Here is a 15,560-nt window from a genome sequence, read left to right on the forward strand (position 1 = left end):
GGGCCCGAAGACCTGGCTGCGCTCCAGCGCAACATCGTGCTCAGCCACGCCGGGGGCGTGGGCGAACCGTCGCCCGAACCGATCGCACGGCTGATGCTGGCGCTGAAGCTGGCCAGCCTGGCCCAGGGCGCGTCGGGCGTCGCGCCGGCCACCATCGCGCTGCTGGAAGCCCTGCTGGCGCAACGGCTGACGCCGGTGATCCCGGCCCAGGGCTCGGTGGGCGCCTCGGGCGACCTGGCCCCGCTGGCGCACATGGCCGCCGCCATGATCGGGGTGGGCGAGATCGATGTGGCGGGCGTCCGCACGCCGGCCGCCCAGGCTCTGGCGGATGCCGGGCTCGCCCCGCTCACGCTGGGTCCGAAGGAAGGCCTGGCGCTGCTGAACGGCACCCAGTTCTCGACGGCCAATGCGCTGGCCGGGCTGTTCGAGGCCGAGCGGCTGTTCCAGACGGCCCTGGTCACCGGCGCGCTCTCGACCGAGGCGGCGAAGGGCTCGGACACCCCCTTCGACCACCGCATCCACGTGCTGCGCCGCCAGCCGGGGCAGATCGAGGTGGGCGATGCGCTGCGGGCGCTGATGGCCGGCTCGGCGATCCGCGCGTCGCACCTGAAGGACGACGAGCGGGTGCAGGATCCCTACTGCCTGCGCTGCCAGCCGCAGGTGATGGGCGCGGCGCTGGACGTGCTGCGCCAGGCGGCGACCACGCTGGGCTACGAGGCCAACGGGGTCTCGGACAATCCGCTGATCTTCGTGGGTGAAGACCCTGGGACCGACGAGGCGCTGTCGGGCGGCAACTTCCACGCCGAGCCGGTGGCCTTCGCCGCCGACATGATCGCGCTGACGCTGTGCGAAATCGGGTCGCTGGCCGAGCGGCGGGTGGCCATGCTGGTGGACCCGGCGCTGTCGGGCCTGCCGGCGTTCCTGACGCCCAAGCCCGGCCTGAACTCGGGCTTCATGATCCCGCAGGTGACGGCCGCAGCCCTGGTCTCCGAGAACAAGCAGATGGCCTACCCGGCCAGCGTCGACTCCATCCCCACGTCGGCGAACCAGGAGGACCACGTCTCCATGGCCGCCCACGGCGCGCGGCGGCTGCTGGCGATGGCCAAGAACGTGCAGTCGGTGATCGGGATCGAGCTGCTGGCGGCGGCGCAGGGCTGCGACTTCCATAGCCCCCTCAGCAGCAGCCCGGTGCTGGAGGGCGTGCGGCAGTTGCTGCGGGGTTACGTCCCGCACCTGGAGGACGACCGGCACTTCCACCCCGACATCGCGCTGGCCGGCGGGCTGGTGGGCGAGGGCGATGTGGTGAGGGCGGCGGTGCTGTCGCTGCCGGGGGTGGCATGACCGACTGGCTGGAGATCCACCGGGGCGACGCGCCGCTGGTCGTGAGCTTCCCGCACACCGGGACCGAGCTGCCGACCTTCGTGGCGGCGCGGCTGATCTCGCCGTGGCTGGCGCGCAAGGACGCCGACTGGTGGATCGAGAAGCTGTACGACTTCGCACCCTCGCTGGGCGCCACCACGATCCGCACCGCGATCAGCCGCACGGTCATCGACGTTAACCGCGACCCGTCCGGTGCCTCGCTCTATCCCGACCAGGCTACCACCAGCCTCTGCCCGACCACCACCTTCGACGGCGAGCCGCTGTACCGGACGCGTGAGCCCGACGAGGCCGAGATTGCCCAGCGCCGCGCGGACTACTTCGATCCCTACCACGCCGCCTTACGGGCCGAGCTGGATCGGCTGCGCGCCATTCACGGCAAGGTGGTGCTGTACGAGGCCCACTCGATCCGCTCGGCGATCCCGCGGCTGTTCGACGACCTGCTGCCGAACTTCAACATTGGCACGAACTCTGGCGCGAGCTGTGATCCTGCGCTGACGGCGGCGGTCGAGGCCGCCTGCGACGCCAGCGCGTTCAGCCGGATCACCAACGGCCGCTTCAAGGGGGGCTGGACCACGCGCCACTACGGCCGGCCGGACGCCGGCGTCCACGCCATCCAGATGGAGCTGGCCTGCCGCGGCTACATGGACGAGCCGCCGGGCCTGCTGACCGCGAACACCTGGCCCACCCCCTACGACGACACCCGCGCCGCGCCGATGCGCGCGGCGCTGACCAACGTGCTCACCGCCTGCCTGGACTTCGCCAAATCATGACCCGCCTCGACAAGACCCGCGTGATCAAGCCCGCCACCGGCACGGCGCTGTCGTGCAAGAGCTGGCTGACCGAGGCGCCGCTGCGGATGCTGATGAACAACCTGCATCCCGACGTGGCCGAGCGGCCCGAGGAGCTGGTGGTCTATGGCGGGATCGGGCGGGCGGCACGGGACTGGGAGAGCTTCGACAAGATCGTCGAGACGCTGCGGCGGCTGGAGGACGACGAAACCTTGCTGGTGCAGTCGGGCAAGCCGGTGGGCGTGTTCCGCACCCATGCCGACGCCCCGCGCGTGCTGATCGCCAACTCCAACCTGGTGCCGCGCTGGGCGACCTGGGACCACTTCAACGAACTCGATCGCAAGGGCCTGGCCATGTACGGCCAGATGACCGCCGGCTCGTGGATCTACATCGGCGCCCAGGGCATCGTGCAGGGCACCTACGAGACCTTCGTCGAGATGGGCCGCCAGCACTATGCGGGCGACCTCTCGGGCCGCTGGCTGCTGACCGCCGGCCTGGGCGGCATGGGCGGCGCCCAGCCACTAGCGGCGGTGATGGCGGGCGCCTCGTGCCTGGCCATCGAGTGCCAGCAGTCCAGCATCGATATGCGTCTGCGCACCGGCTACCTCGACCGCGCGACGACGGACCTCGATGAGGCCTTGGCCTGGATTGAGCAGTCGTGCCGCGACAAGGCGCCGATCTCGGTGGGGCTGCTGGGCAATGCCTGCGAGCTGCTGCCCGAACTGTTCGCGCGCGGCGTGCGGCCCGACCTGTTGACCGACCAGACCAGCGCCCATGACCCGGTGAACGGCTACCTGCCCAAGGGCTGGAGCCTGGAGCGCTGGGCGGCGATGCGGGCGCAGGACCCGAAGCAGGTCGAGGAGGCGGCCCGCGAGTCCATGGCCATCCACGTGCAGGCGATGCTCGACTTCCAGGCGGCCGGCGTGCCGACCGTCGACTATGGCAACAACATCCGCCAGATGGCCAAGGAGGCGGGGGTCAAGGGCGCGTTCGACTTCCCGGGCTTCGTGCCGGCCTACATCCGCCCGCTGTTCTGCCGGGGTATCGGGCCGTTCCGCTGGGCCGCGCTGTCGGGCGATCCCGAAGACATCGCCAAGACCGACGCCAAGGTGAAGGAGCTGATCCCGGACAATCCGCACCTGCACAACTGGCTCGACATGGCGGCCAGGAAGATCAAGTTCCAGGGCCTGCCCGCCCGCATCTGCTGGGTGGGCCTGGGCGAGCGCGACCGGCTGGGCCTGGCGTTCAACGAAATGGTCGCCTCGGGCGAGTTGAAGGCCCCCATCGTCATCGGTCGCGACCACCTGGATAGCGGCTCCGTCGCCTCGCCCAATCGCGAGACCGAGGCCATGCGCGACGGCACCGACGCGGTCTCCGACTGGCCGCTTCTGAACGCGCTCTTGAACACCGCCTCGGGCGCCACCTGGGTCTCGCTGCACCACGGTGGCGGGGTGGGCATGGGCTTCTCGCAGCACGCCGGCATGGTCATCGTCTGCGACGGCACCGAGGCCGCCGCCAAGCGGATCGCCCGCGTGCTCTGGAACGACCCGGCCACCGGCGTCATGCGCCATGCCGACGCCGGCTACGACATCGCGCTCCAGGTGGCGCGCGAGAAGCAGCTCGACCTGCCCGGCATCCTGGGGTGACGCTGACCCTGCTCCGCGCCGCCGATCGCGCCGCCGTCCCCTGGAAGAACGGCGGCGGCGTCACCCGCGAGGTCGCCGCCTGGCCGCCGGGGTCGGGCTTCGATGACTTCGCCTGGCGCGTCAGCATGGCCGAAGTGGGCGAGGACGGGCCGTTTTCCAGCTTCCCCGGCATCGACCGCGTGCTGACGGTTCTTGAAGGCGCCATGCGCCTGACCATCCAGGACGCCGGTGTCTTCGACCTTTCGCCGCGCAGTGCGCCCCTGGCCTTCGACGGCGGGGTCCTCACCACCGCGCAGCTGACAGCGGGGCCCGTGCTGGACCTGAACGTGATGACCCGTCGCGGCGCAGCCTTCGCACGCGTCGACCGGGTGGTCGCACACCTGACCGTTCCGCCAACGGCCGGCGCCTGTCTGGTTTTCGCGCTCGCCGATGGCGTCGCGGTTCACAGCGCCGGAGAGGTTCACGAGCTCCACCGACACGACGGCCTCTTGTCGCAAGCCGTTGGGAGCATCCAGGCCTCGGCCGACGCTCAAGCAATCGTCGTCTGGCTGACGACTCCCGACAACCGCATCTGACTGTCGTCTGCCGCCGCCAGCGGCGTGTGGACCGGCAGGTTGCTGGACTTCCCGCGAAGCTGGAGCGCAAATTCGGGCTTGAGAAGGCGCCGTCGGCAGGACATGGACCAGATCGCTTGGTTGGAGCAGAGCGCGTTCGCAACCTGGCTGCGCGAGTCCTCTTGGGCCTTGTTCGCCCTCTTGATCCTTCACACGTTGACGATGGGCGCGATCGTCGGTCTGGCGCTTGCGTCGTGCGCGCGCCTGTTCGGATTGGCCTCAACTGTGTCGCTGCCGGCGTTCGGTCGTCTTACGCCAATCCTGGGTTGGGCGTTGCTGGCCGCGGCCGTCTCCGGACTCTTGCTGGTGGCCGCGTATCCCGCCAAGGCCCTCACCAATCCCCTCTTCTATGTGAAGCTCGCCATGGCCACGTCGGCGGCGGCGATCGCCTGGAACCTGCAGCGTCGCGTCTTCACCGCGGACGTCGCCTCGGCGCCGAGCTGGGCGCCGAAACTCGCCGCGCTCGGAGCGGGGCTGTGGATCGCGACGCTCGCAGCCGGCAAGTTCCTGGCCTACACCCACAAGATGCTGCTGGTGGGTTGAGGTGAGCGCAGACTCCGTCGCCGCGTTCGGCCACGCCACCGGCATCTACGCCTTCATGAACACCGCGTTCGGCTGGCCCACCGTGGAGGTGATCCACTTCGTCGCGCTGTCGGTGCTGTTGGGTTCGGTGGGGCTCTTCGATCTCCGCGCACTCGGCTTGGCGCGGACTGTTTCGATGCGCGCACTCCACGGGTTGGTCCCCTTCGGCGTCGGGGCCTTCGTGTTGAGCGCCCTGTCCGGACTGCTCTTTTTCGTCAGTGCGCCGGACCAGTACATGTTCAATCCCGCGTTCCGGCTGAAGCTGGCCTGCATGGGCATCGCTGGTGCGAATGTGGCGGTGTTCTACACCGCATTCCCGCGGCGGGTCGGTGAAGCGGGGACGGATGAGGACGCACCCCTTCCCGTCAAGGTGATCGCGGCGATCTCCCTGCTTTCGTGGGTAGGGGTGATCGCCTTTGGGCGGCTGATCACCATGTTCCGCCCGCCCTATCATTGGTGCTTCGTCTGCGGATAAGCGGCACGCTGGAACCGACCGGTTCCAGCGGCCCTGGGCGGTGTGACCGCAGGCTTCCGGACAGCGCGCTGGAACCCGCGGGGCCGTTCGGCGGACCGATCAGCGGATTTCGAAGGTCAGCGTCGACCAGTTCGACTCGTAGGTCGCCTCGCCCGTCGCCTTCTGCATGTTGATGAGGGTGATGTACCAACGCCCGGCGGCCGTCACCTTGAAGGACGCGACCCCGCCTGCGTCGGTGCGCAGCTTCGCTGCGCCGGCATGGCCGCTTCCGTTGGGCGCGCCTTCATAGCTTGCATAGACCAACTGCCCGGCCATCGGCTGGCCCTTGATCAGCGTCCGAAAGGCGAGCGTGTCGCCCACCTTCACCGCGGCAGGGTTTTGCGCCAGCAGGATCTCGGCAGGGAAGCCCAGCGGCCGCGCGTAGTCGTCGGTCAGCGCCTCCCCAACCTGCAGGATGGTTTTCACGTGCTTCGAGTAGCGCTCCCGAACCGGCGTCCGCGGACCCTTCTCGGCCTGACGCGCCTTGAGCGTGTCCTCGATGCCGTCGTGCTGCAGGTACTCCTCGAAGTTGTCCGCGGAGAGCTCAATGATCTTGGGCGCGGTCGACACGCCGACCACATATGTGCCGGGCGCCGCCACGGTCAGGTCGAGGTAGGACGTCACCTGGTCGTCGCGCCATTGGGTGGCCGGCGGGGCGCTGATCTTGCCGCCCGCCGCCACCGAGACCGCCTTCATGCGGTCGCGCGTGATCGGGTTCTCGCTCTTGTCGATCGTGCCGTTGAACAGCGCGACGGCCGTCTTGGCGCCCGGCTCCAGATGAAACTTCGCCGGCTTCAGGAACATCTCATGGGCCCCGGCCGAGCTTGCGAAAAGCCCGAGCGCGCCGAGGGCGAGCGCCAGGAGCGGCTTGCGGGTCATGGAGATCTTCCTTCGTCGGTTCAGGGCACGGCGGGAGGCGTCGCGCCCACAGGCTGGATTCCCGGCAGGTTGCCCTCCTCACCGGACGGCACGAGCTGGTAGAAGCCCGACAGCTTCAGCCGGACCTTGATCGGCTGGGCCGAGCGGTTGCGGAAGTACCAGCCGTGGATGCCGTCGACCGGCGCGGTCAGGGCGCCATGGGCGGACGCGCCGCTGGCCTTCTCGTAGTCGGCCACGCTGACCGGACCGCCCTTGGCGTCGGCCGCTACGGTATGGCCGTGGAAGTCGAACATCAGGTCCTCCGGGATCGCGAGGCCGTCGGCCTGCCAGCTGTAGACCAGGCTTGCGCCCTTCGGCAGGCGGACCTTGAACTCCAGCGCGTTGCGCCGGGCCTCGTCGCCATCCGCAGCCAGCGGGATTTCGAACGTGTCGCTGCGGAACGCCGCGGGCTGGCGGCTGGCCGCCGGCGCGCCCGCCGCGGCGGGCGCCACGACGACCTCAGGGGGCGCCCAGAGGCGCGACAACCCGGTCAGGTGGCCGAGGCCCAGCGGGTCCTTGTTGTACTCCGCCGGCAGGACGGCGGCGAAGGTGATGACGACCGCCACTGCGGCCGCGGCGCCAATCGACACGAGCAGGGTGCGCTTCGACGGCGCGGTCGCGTCGGCTGGCGGCGGGGGGGATTTCGCGTCCGACATCACGCCGGGTCTCCGTAGACGAGGCCGCCGAGTTGGAAGCCTATGAGGACGAACCCTGCCAGCATGAGCAGGACGTTGGCGGCGACGGACATGCGCCGGTAGGCGGGAAGCGTCCGCAAGACCATGATCAGCGCCAGCATGAAGGTGAGCGCGATCATCTGGCCGATCTCCACGCCGACGTTGAACGACAGCATGTTGATGATCAGCCCGTTCGGCGGCAGCTCGAGCGCCTGCAGCTTGGTCGCCAGGCCGAAGCCGTGGATCAGGCCGAAGCCGAAGGTGGCCGCCCTGGGATCGGGCTGCACGCCGAACAGCGTGCGGAAGCCGCCGAGGTTGTCGAAGGCCTTGTAGGCCACTGACAGGCCGATCACCGCGTCCACCAGGTAGGGGTTCACCGCGATCTGCCCGAGGACGCCGGCCAGCAGGGTCAGGGAGTGACCGACCGAGAACAGCGTCACGTAGAGGGCGACGTCCTTCATCCGGTAGAGGAAGAAGATAACGCCCAGGATGAACAGCAGGTGGTCGTACCCCGTCACCATGTGCTTGGCGCCCAGGTACAGGAACGGGATGACGTCGGGCCCGGTGGTCGCGGCCACGAAGGCGGCGTCCTTGCCGCCGATTCCGTGGGCCAGGGCCGGCCCGGCCGCCAGAAGCGCGAGCACCAGGACGGCGCCGAGCGGCAGGCGGCCAGGGCCTTTGAGGAGGGAGGCTTTCACGAGCGGCGATCGAGGAGTCGCTGGCGGCCTCAGCCGCCCTTGCCCGGGGCGGTGATCGTTACGTCGATGGCCACAAGGTCCTTGAGGCTGTCGCCGAAGCCGAGCGCCTTCACCGACTGCCCGACCTTCACATCCTTGGGGGTCAGCCGCTTGCCGTCCTTCATCACGCGGGTGTTGCTGTCGACCTCCAGGGTCACGACCTGCCCATCGCTCATCTTGATGTTGATCGACTTGGCCGTCACCGCGGTGACCTGGCCGGTCACCGGCTTCTCGTCGTGGGCGGCGGCAGGCACGGCCACAAGGAGCATCGCGACGGCGGCGAGCGGGGCGAGGATTTTGTACATCGTTGTCTCCAGAACAGATGAGCGGGGATTTCGGAACGGCGTCTCAGCCGGCCCGGTCACGGCCGGCGCTGAAGGCGGGCGGCGAAGCCGGTAGCGTCGGTCCGCGAGGCGAGTCCCGCCTGGCCGATCTCGCTGGGATCACCAGTTCGGGTCCATGTTGGGCGTGCCCTTGAAGCGCACCACCTTGTCGCCGTAGAGCGGGTCATAGTAGTGGCCGCCGTCCTTGTAGTCGGGGTTCCACTGCTTGGTCCCATCGCTCTTCAGGCGATAGAGATACGGCGACATCAGCAGCCGCTCCAGGTGCCACCGGCCCGCGGCGCCCGACGGGATATCCTCGCCAGAGCCGTAGAGCATCAGGCCCCCGTCGGCGTAGACCTCGTGCGCAGGGCTCGTCTCCTTGTACTCGTGGCTCACGTTCATGACCTTGTGGCCGATCTCGTGGGCGATGGTCCGCCGCGCCCGGCTGGCGGTCGAGAGATTGTCGATGGTGATCGCCCCCCGATAGGCCCGCGGGATGGTGTTCCAATACGAGTAGGACGGGAACGACAGTCCGCCGGTGCGCACCATCTTGACCGTCCAGTTCCGGGCGTCGGATCGGTCGAGGAACGGCATGATGACGTCCTGAAGTCCGATGAGGTAGATGGTGCGATCGCTGTCCTTCCGGGGCTCGATGATGCTCTGGAAGGCCTGGAGCGCCATGCCGGTCAGCTCGCTGGGATGGCGCGTGTTGCCTTGGTACATGTTGATGTACTCGGTGTCGGGCACCCTCGGGATCTCGTTGGCCTGTATGGCCAGAAACCGTGGCTCGATCGCCCCGGTCTTGACCGCCACGAGATTGATCTGCACCCCGGTCGGCCGGTAGATTTCCTTGGCCGCCCGTACGCCCTGCAGCATCTGCTCCAGGGTCAGTTTGTTGAAGTCCGGATCGAAGTTCGACGGCATGTAGATCACCACATCCATCGTGAGCTTGCCGGGCTCCAGATCCTTGTTGAAGGCGGCCAGGTCGACGGACGGGACGGCCTTCCAGGCCACTGGCTTTGCGGCCGGAGCCGCGAGCACGGGGGCGGTCGCTGCGCCGTGCAGGCACAGCGCCGCCAGAGCCGCCAGCAGGCGGCGCGAGGTCTGCACGGGCAGCGCTCCCATTACGGCTTGATCTTCAGGACGGCGTCGAAGTTCGGGTTCACGCTGCGCGCGAAGGCGATCGCCGGATCGTCCGGCTTCAGCTCGCTGTAGTAGAATTGCATCTTGCCGGCCTTGCGGTCCTTGTCGGTCGAGGACTGCATTGCCTTCAGACCGCGGCTGAAGACCTCGTAGTCCTTGGTCTCGCCCTTGGGCTTGACGACCAACAGCAGCGCGGGCTCGTTGAAAGGCGCTTCCCAGCCGGTCGGCATGTTGTCGCCGAAGCGGAAGAGCGACCCGGCCTGCATCACCTGGCGCTTGTGCTCGCTGGCCAGCACCCACTTGCCACGCACGGTGTAGATGATGCTGCCGATGTCGTGCGGGTGCTCGGCCAGGAACATGCCGGGCTGCAGTTCGATGAAGAACGCACGCGTCTCCTCCGCGAACAGCAGCGCCCCGAAGGTCCCCTCGTGGGTCGGGATCGCGGCCTTGCCCTTCACCGCGTCCTCGATGTTCGGGATCACTTCCACGTTCGTCGCAAGCTGAACGTAGGACGGCGAGATATCGGTGGCCGGCACCGTGGTCTTCGGCTTGACGGCGGCCGTCTGGGCGAAGGCCGTCGCCGGCAGCAGGCACGAGATCAGGATCGTGGCGAGCCTCACTTGGATACCCTTTCGTGTTGTCCGATCAGGAGAGGTCCTGCGCGGGTTGGAGATGACGGGTGTCTCATTCGCCAGCCGATGGCGTCCGGATGAGACGTGCGCGCCCACGTCGGCGCGCGGCAAGCCGTTCGAACGGCGCGGCGATCCAGGCGACGTCGGAGGGTCGGAAGGCGCGGAACAGCAGGATCATCCCGCTCAACGCCAGCCACGTCACGCCCGTCGCGACCGTGACGATCAGCGGATGGTTGAAACTCTGGCGGTCGCCGTAGTTCATGATGTGGAGCATCCAGGCGATGTCCCATAGCCGCCAGGTGTCCGTTTTCGCCCCCAGCACTTCGCCGGTGGCGCGCGAGACAAACAACGCCGTGTTGTCGGCGTCCGCAAAGGCGACGCGCCAGACGGGACGCACCATGTCGCGCGTCTCGTGGGTCGAGTCCTCCACGAGCCGAACGGCCTCGACCTGCGCCGACCCCGCGTAGCGCGCAACCGCAAGCGATCGGGCCGCTGCTGCGTCCACCTCGAACGGCGTCGCCGTCCCGGCATCGAGCAGGCGAACCCCGTTCGGGGTCGTCGCCTGATAGACCCATCGGTCGAACAGCGGCTTGAGTTCGAGCGTGATGACCGGAGCGCCGACGGCGGCTTCGACATCCGCCAGGGGCCGCGGGTTCGGAGCGGCGGTCAGGTGGGCGACCGGCAGGAGTGCGTGCTCGCCGCTCACCTTGTGATGGTCGAGGATCGCCATGACCGCGCCGCTCAGGGCCCAGATCAGGAACTGCAGGCCCAGGACGAGGCCAAACCACTTGTGGAGGGTGCGGACCAGGAACATGGCGTCAGGCCGCCTTCCGCCGGCGACGGCGCCGGAAACTGTAGAGCAGCAGCCATCCGCCCGTCGCGGACCCCAGGACGGCGAGCCAAGTGAAGCCTTGCAGCAGGACGTTGTTCACGTCCTGGCGGTCATCGTAATCCATGATGTGCAGCATCCAGACCACGTCGAACAGCCGCCAAAGATCGTGCCGACGGGTCACCAGCTCGCCGGTGTACGGCGAGATGTAGAAGGTCGGTCGCCAGGCGCCCTCGAACTCGACCCGCCACACCGGCACGGGCCGGGTCTGCATCTCGAGCGGCGCCTTGGTCAGGTACTCTGCGCTGACGATGGCGCCTGACTCCGCGAACAGCGCCTTGGCCCGCGCCTCGGCCCCGGCCTTGCCCAGCGGCGACAGCTTCTCCCCGGTCCGCGCATCGAACAGCGCTTTGCCGTCCGACGCATCGACCACATAGACGGCGCGCCCCAGCTGGGTCTCCAGGCGGGCGCTCTTCAGGCCCGGCGCCAGGTGGGCGAGATGCGCGGGCTCGACCAGACCGGTCAACGCCAGCGCGGACTGAGGCGCCGCCTTCACCAGCCGGTCGCCATGAATGATGTCGATGTGGACGGCCGTCATGTAGATGCCGCCGGCAGTCCAGAGGACGGCCTGGAGGCCGACGAAGAGCGCCAGCCACTTGTGCGTGGAGCGCGCGAGAGCGGGCAGGCGGATCATGGATCGAACCCAGAGGGAGGCGCCGGCAGGGTGTGGGGTCCCGCCAGCGCCTCAGGGGGGACAGGCTAGAACTTGTACGTCAGGCGAACGTAGCCACGCCGACCGACCAGGTCGTAGACGAAGGTGTCGGTGTTACCGTCCGTGAAGCTGGGCAGGAACGGCGCATCCTCCTCGAATATGTTGTCGATCCCGAGGGCCACGGTGGCGTCTTCCTTCAGCCGGTAAGCGAACTGGGCGTTGTGGTAGAAGACGTTGGGCGTGCGGTAGCCGAGCGCCGTCGGCGCCGCGTTGACGTCGATGGCCTTGCCGATCCACTGGACGGTGTAGCTCGCGCTCCACTTGTCGTCGTCGAGCGTCAGCGACGTCAGCCCCCGCCACTTCGGATAGCCGCCAATCCCGCCGCCGATGCGGCCGCGGTAGATGATCGGCGCCCCGCCCGGGAACGGGACGATGGTGTATTCCTTCAGGTAGGTGACGCTGCCCTGCACCGTCGCACGGAGGTCCATCACGTCGAAGGCGTAGGTCGCCGCGGCGTCGTAGCCCTTCACCGTCTCGGCGCCGACGTTCACCTGCTGCGAGGACAGGAAGTTGACCTCGCCGGTCAGCGCGACACGGGTGAAGTTGTCGGCCGAACAGAACGGGTGGGCGAGGTTCGGGGTGTTGTAGCAGACGGAGAGCTTGGTCGAGCCGGTGATGGACCGGATCGCGTTGTCGATGTCGATCTTGAAGTAGTCGAACGTCAGCGACAGGCCGGGCACGAACTCGGGCTCGAAGACCAGGCCCAAGGTCAAGGTCTCGGCCTCTTCCGGCGTCAGGTTCACATTGCCGCCGGTGGTCGTCAGGATCGCGTTGTTCGGCTGGATGTAGTTCGCCGGCACCCCGGTCGCCCGGCAGTTGGCCACCAGCGTCGCGTTCGTGCTGGTCGCATAGCGGCTGCAGGGGTCGGTCGTGGTCAGTTGGCCTTGGGTGACACCACTGAAGAGCTCGGCCACGTTCGGCACGCGGAAGGCGGTGCCCCAGGTCGCGCGAGCCCGCAGGCCGTAGCCCACCGACCAGTCGAGGCCGGCCTTGTAGTTCACGTCGCTGCCGAAACGCTTGTAGTCCGAGTAGCGGATCGCGCCGTCGAAGCGCAGCGCTTCCACCATCGGCAGGTCCTTGAGCAGCGGGACGCTGAGCTCGGCGTAGCCTTCGACCGCCTCGACTGAGCCCTTGATGGGGCTCTGCTGATTGGAGTTGGCGATGCCCAGCACGATCAGGTTGTCCGGATTCCGGAAGCCCGAGTCCTTGCGGTACATGACGCCCGCGGCGGCCTGCAGCGGCCCGGCGGGAAGTTCGAAGAGCGTACCGGTCGTGTCGAAGCTGAAGTTCGTCGTCTCGTTGCCGCCGGTGTCGATGGTGGTGGCCAGGATGTACTTCAGCACCGCCGGGGAGACATCGCCCGGGCCGAGGTAGTCGGCGCAGGGGATTGCCGCCCCCGCCGCGAACGAGCAGACGGCGGTGTTGAGCGTGTTGGCGATGTTCTGGCGGTTGGCGATGTTGGTGAAGCCGTCGGTGCCGGTGCTGCGGCCGTAGTTGCCGGCCAGCTCCCAGGTCCAGTCCTTCCAGAACTTGCCGCGGGCTCCGGCGGTCGCCTGGTAGGTGTTGGTCTCCTGGAACGCGACGCGCGAGCCGGCCTCGACCAGGCGGCGCTGGATCACCGTGACCTGCTGACCCGTCGGGTTGGTCGGGTTGTTGGCCGCGACGATCAGATTGGTAAGGGTGCCGGGGGACGAGCTCTGATCGGTCTTGCGATGGGTGTAGAGGAGCTCCCCGAAGAGCTGGATGCCGTCCGTGACCTGGTAGTCACCGAACACCCCGGTGGTCAGGCGTTCGAGCGGATTGACCGCGTTGAGGTAGTTGTTGGCCTGGAAGCCGTGCCGCGCGGCGCTGTACGGCTCGAAGGCGTTGCCGCCCGTGAAGTTGATGATCTGGCCGTTGGGCAGCGACGCGCGCCCACCGGCGGTGGAGCCACTGCCGAGGCAGATCAGGGTCCCCGTCGCGCCGCTCTTCTGACAGCCGGCGCGGCTGAACATGTTGACCGGCTGGGTCACCTGGTAGCTGGCCGCGAACTGCAGGCCGCCGCGCTCGTTGCGAAGGCCGTAGGCCGCATCGGCCGTGAAGTCGGTGCCGTCGCCCTCGTCGCTCACCCCGTAGCGGGCCGAGACTTCGAAGCCCTCAATGTCGGTGCGCGTGATGATGTTCACGACGCCGGCCACCGCGTCGGTGCCGTAGATCGCCGAGGCGCCGTCCTTCAGCACCTCGATCCGGCCGATGATCGATGCGGGAATAGTGTTGAGGTCAGGCGCGCTGTTCGCGCCGGTGCCGCCATTGACGAGGCGGCGGCCGTTGAGCAGCACGAGCGTCCGGTTGATGCCGAGGCCGCGCAGGTTGACGGTCGCCGTACCCCAGCCCCGGGCCGCCCAATAGGCGTTGCCCTGACCGCCAGAATAGCCTGCCGCGGCCGGCAGGCGCTGAAGCATCGTCTCGACATTCACGATGCCGGTCTTGGCGATCTCCGGCGCGCCGATGACCGTGGCCGGCCCGACCCCCTCGATATCCGCGCGCTTGATGCGGCTGCCGGTGACGACGACTTCATCGACGTTGGAGGTCTCCTCGGCGGCGACGGCCGCACTTCCCATCATCGCCAGCGACACACAGGCGCTCGCGAACAGGAGACGCTTGGAAATTGCAGTCATGACTACCCCCTGTTGCCCCGACACCACGCCCGTTTCGGGCTCAGCGTTCCGACCTGCCGCATTTGTCCGGTCGGCGCAGGCCGGGAGTCAAGCTATGTATATACATAATGAACAGCGCGCGGCGGAACGAACTTGCGACATTTCCGTGAAGCCGGGTCTCACGGTGACGTTCGCGAGCTAGCCAGGCAATAAAATGCCCGCAACAGGTACGCACTTGGCGATAACTCGTCTTTCTTCGCACAACTGAAGAAACGGTGGCGCCCGCCTGTGGCGCCAACTTAATAGACATCGGGAAGCACAGAAGAACAGCCTGACCCAGCGTCCACTTCACCTTGCGCGCGTGGGAACGATGTCAAGCTCGCCGTGACGTTGCAGGTCGGGATGAGCCGGCAGAACGACAACCTTCCTATTGCTGGAAGGATTCAGGATGAGTCGCCGGCGACGAAGGCTGCTCTTGACCTTCCCATGATGGGAGGCCCCATCTGGGGCGGGCGTTGAGTTCAGGAGCCACGCCCATGCCCGAAACCACCCTCGAGCCGTTCGACATTCCGGTCCTCGGTATGACTTGCGCGAGCTGCGTCAGCCGCGTGGAGAAGGCGATCGCTGCCGTCCCCGGCGTGGCGCAGGCCAGCGTCAACCTGGCCGCCGAGCGCGCCCGCGTAGCCCTGAGCCCGGGAGGTTCCGCCCAGGCCGTCGCCGACGCCATACGCCGCGCCGGCTACGAGCCTCTGGAGACGGAGATCGAGCTGAGGATCGGCGGCATGACCTGCGCGAGCTGTGTCGGCCGTGTGGAGCGCGCGCTCGCAGCGGTCCCGGGCGTGCTCGGCGCGGAGGTGAACCTCGCCACGGAACGGGCGCGGGTGCGCGTTCTGGAGGGTGGTCCCGACAGCGCGGCCCTGATCCAGGCCGTTGTTACCGCGGGCTACCAAGCCGCGCCGGCCGAAGCGGCCACACCCGACCAGACGGACCGCGAGCAGGCGGCCCGCACCGCCGAGATCTCCGGCCTGAAGCGCGCCGTCCTCGTGACGTCGCTGGCCACGGCGCCTCTGTTCCTGGTGGAGATGACCCGCCATTCCCTGCCGGGCGTCCACCACTGGCTCGCCACGACGATTGGCGAGCAGCCCTGGCGCTTGATGAGCTTCGCGCTGGCGGCCCTGGTGCTCTTCGGGCCGGGCCTGCGCTTCTACCGCAAGGGCGTCCCGAACCTCATCCGGCGCACCCCGGACATGAATTCCCTGGTGGTTCTCGGCGCCAGCGCGGCCTTCGCCTACTCCGCCGTGGCGACCTTCGCGCCAGCTCTGCTGCCGGCCGGCGCCGACCACGTCTACTACGAGGCCGCGGCCGTGATCGT

At 68.2% G+C, this 15,560-nt stretch carries 16 protein-coding genes; 7 read left to right on the forward strand and 9 right to left on the reverse strand.

The features are described from left to right. From hutH to JNK30_RS04475, 6 genes are all read left to right on the forward strand, one after another. The coding region (gene hutH / locus JNK30_RS04450; protein ID WP_293480569.1) for a histidine ammonia-lyase at positions 1–1,341 on the forward strand (1,341 nt) is incomplete at its 5' end. Continuing rightward, positions 1,338–2,150, forward strand: coding sequence for an N-formylglutamate deformylase (gene hutG, locus JNK30_RS04455; protein ID WP_293480571.1), 813 nt, complete (start codon positions 1,338–1,340; stop codon positions 2,148–2,150). The genes hutH and hutG, both read left to right, overlap by 4 nt. Beyond that, positions 2,147–3,814: a urocanate hydratase gene (gene hutU, locus JNK30_RS04460; RefSeq protein WP_293480573.1), complete on the forward strand. Its 1,668-nt coding sequence runs from the start codon at positions 2,147–2,149 to the stop codon at positions 3,812–3,814. The genes hutG and hutU overlap by 4 nt, the downstream gene beginning before the upstream one ends. Further along, positions 3,811–4,389, forward strand: coding sequence for a HutD family protein (locus tag JNK30_RS04465; protein ID WP_293480574.1), 579 nt, complete (start codon positions 3,811–3,813; stop codon positions 4,387–4,389). The genes hutU and JNK30_RS04465 overlap by 4 nt, the downstream gene beginning before the upstream one ends. 102 nt (positions 4,390–4,491) lie before the next feature. Then, positions 4,492–4,971 carry a hypothetical protein gene (locus tag JNK30_RS04470; RefSeq protein WP_293480575.1) on the forward strand — a complete coding sequence of 160 codons (480 nt, stop codon included), beginning with the start codon at positions 4,492–4,494 and terminating at the stop codon, positions 4,969–4,971. A gap of 1 nt (position 4,972) precedes the next feature. Next, positions 4,973–5,485: a hypothetical protein gene (locus JNK30_RS04475; RefSeq protein ID WP_293480577.1), complete on the forward strand. Its 513-nt coding sequence runs from the start codon at positions 4,973–4,975 to the stop codon at positions 5,483–5,485. A gap of 99 nt (positions 5,486–5,584) precedes the next feature. On the opposite strand, the gene JNK30_RS04480 is transcribed toward JNK30_RS04475, so the two are convergent. From JNK30_RS04480 to JNK30_RS04520, 9 genes are all read right to left on the reverse strand, one after another. Then, positions 5,585–6,403 carry a DUF4198 domain-containing protein gene (locus tag JNK30_RS04480; RefSeq protein WP_293480579.1) on the reverse strand — a complete coding sequence of 273 codons (819 nt, stop codon included), beginning with the start codon at positions 6,401–6,403 and terminating at the stop codon, positions 5,585–5,587. 20 nt (positions 6,404–6,423) lie between these two features. After that, positions 6,424–7,098, reverse strand: a complete 675-nt coding sequence (locus JNK30_RS04485) for a hypothetical protein (RefSeq protein WP_293480580.1) — start codon at positions 7,096–7,098, stop codon at positions 6,424–6,426. Further along, a complete protein-coding gene (locus tag JNK30_RS04490; RefSeq protein ID WP_293480582.1) occupies positions 7,098–7,814 on the reverse strand; it encodes a HupE/UreJ family protein in 717 nt (238 codons plus the stop codon). Before JNK30_RS04490 ends, JNK30_RS04485 begins: the two co-directional genes overlap by 1 nt. Positions 7,815–7,843: 29 nt before the next feature. Beyond that, positions 7,844–8,158 carry a DUF5666 domain-containing protein gene (locus JNK30_RS04495; RefSeq protein WP_293480584.1) on the reverse strand — a complete coding sequence of 105 codons (315 nt, stop codon included), beginning with the start codon at positions 8,156–8,158 and terminating at the stop codon, positions 7,844–7,846. Between the two features lie 138 nt (positions 8,159–8,296). Next, the gene (locus JNK30_RS04500; RefSeq protein ID WP_293480586.1) at positions 8,297–9,301 is read right to left on the reverse strand and encodes a hypothetical protein; all 1,005 of its coding nucleotides are present in this window, start codon (positions 9,299–9,301) and stop codon (positions 8,297–8,299) included. Beyond that, a complete protein-coding gene (locus JNK30_RS04505; RefSeq protein ID WP_293480588.1) occupies positions 9,301–9,939 on the reverse strand; it encodes a cupin domain-containing protein in 639 nt (212 codons plus the stop codon). Before JNK30_RS04505 ends, JNK30_RS04500 begins: the two co-directional genes overlap by 1 nt. A gap of 64 nt (positions 9,940–10,003) precedes the next feature. Beyond that, positions 10,004–10,765, reverse strand: a complete 762-nt coding sequence (locus tag JNK30_RS04510) for a PepSY domain-containing protein (protein ID WP_293480590.1) — start codon at positions 10,763–10,765, stop codon at positions 10,004–10,006. Positions 10,766–10,769: 4 nt separating this feature from the next. Next, positions 10,770–11,474 (reverse strand): PepSY domain-containing protein, encoded by a 705-nt coding sequence (locus JNK30_RS04515; RefSeq protein ID WP_293480592.1) that lies wholly within the window; start codon positions 11,472–11,474, stop codon positions 10,770–10,772. Between the two features lie 65 nt (positions 11,475–11,539). Beyond that, positions 11,540–14,209 (reverse strand): TonB-dependent receptor, encoded by a 2,670-nt coding sequence (locus JNK30_RS04520; protein WP_293480594.1) that lies wholly within the window; start codon positions 14,207–14,209, stop codon positions 11,540–11,542. Positions 14,210–14,724: 515 nt separating this feature from the next. On the opposite strand from JNK30_RS04520, the gene JNK30_RS04525 reads away from it, so the two are divergent. Then, positions 14,725–15,560, forward strand: an 836-nt coding sequence (locus tag JNK30_RS04525) for a copper ion binding protein (RefSeq protein WP_293480596.1), incomplete at its 3' end; no start/stop codon positions are given.

Source organism: Phenylobacterium sp., assembly GCF_016793225.1.
GTDB lineage: Bacteria > Pseudomonadota > Alphaproteobacteria > Caulobacterales > Caulobacteraceae > Phenylobacterium.

What these genes read in the sequence shown, in the direction of transcription:
- hutG (WP_293480571.1), top strand. Translation starts at nt 1,338, where the DNA reads ATGACCGACTGGCTGGAGATCCACCGGGGCGACGCGCCGCTGGTCGTG.
- hutU (WP_293480573.1), top strand. Translation starts at nt 2,147, where the DNA reads ATGACCCGCCTCGACAAGACCCGCGTGATCAAGCCCGCCACCGGCACG.
- JNK30_RS04470 (WP_293480575.1), top strand. Translation starts at nt 4,492, where the DNA reads ATGGACCAGATCGCTTGGTTGGAGCAGAGCGCGTTCGCAACCTGGCTG.
- JNK30_RS04480 (WP_293480579.1), bottom strand. Translation starts at nt 6,403, where the DNA reads ATGACCCGCAAGCCGCTCCTGGCGCTCGCCCTCGGCGCGCTCGGGCTT.
- JNK30_RS04485 (WP_293480580.1), bottom strand. Translation starts at nt 7,098, where the DNA reads ATGTCGGACGCGAAATCCCCCCCGCCGCCAGCCGACGCGACCGCGCCG.
- JNK30_RS04495 (WP_293480584.1), bottom strand. Translation starts at nt 8,158, where the DNA reads ATGTACAAAATCCTCGCCCCGCTCGCCGCCGTCGCGATGCTCCTTGTG.
- JNK30_RS04500 (WP_293480586.1), bottom strand. Translation starts at nt 9,301, where the DNA reads ATGGGAGCGCTGCCCGTGCAGACCTCGCGCCGCCTGCTGGCGGCTCTG.
- JNK30_RS04510 (WP_293480590.1), bottom strand. Translation starts at nt 10,765, where the DNA reads ATGTTCCTGGTCCGCACCCTCCACAAGTGGTTTGGCCTCGTCCTGGGC.
- JNK30_RS04515 (WP_293480592.1), bottom strand. Translation starts at nt 11,474, where the DNA reads ATGATCCGCCTGCCCGCTCTCGCGCGCTCCACGCACAAGTGGCTGGCG.
- JNK30_RS04520 (WP_293480594.1), bottom strand. Translation starts at nt 14,209, where the DNA reads ATGACTGCAATTTCCAAGCGTCTCCTGTTCGCGAGCGCCTGTGTGTCG.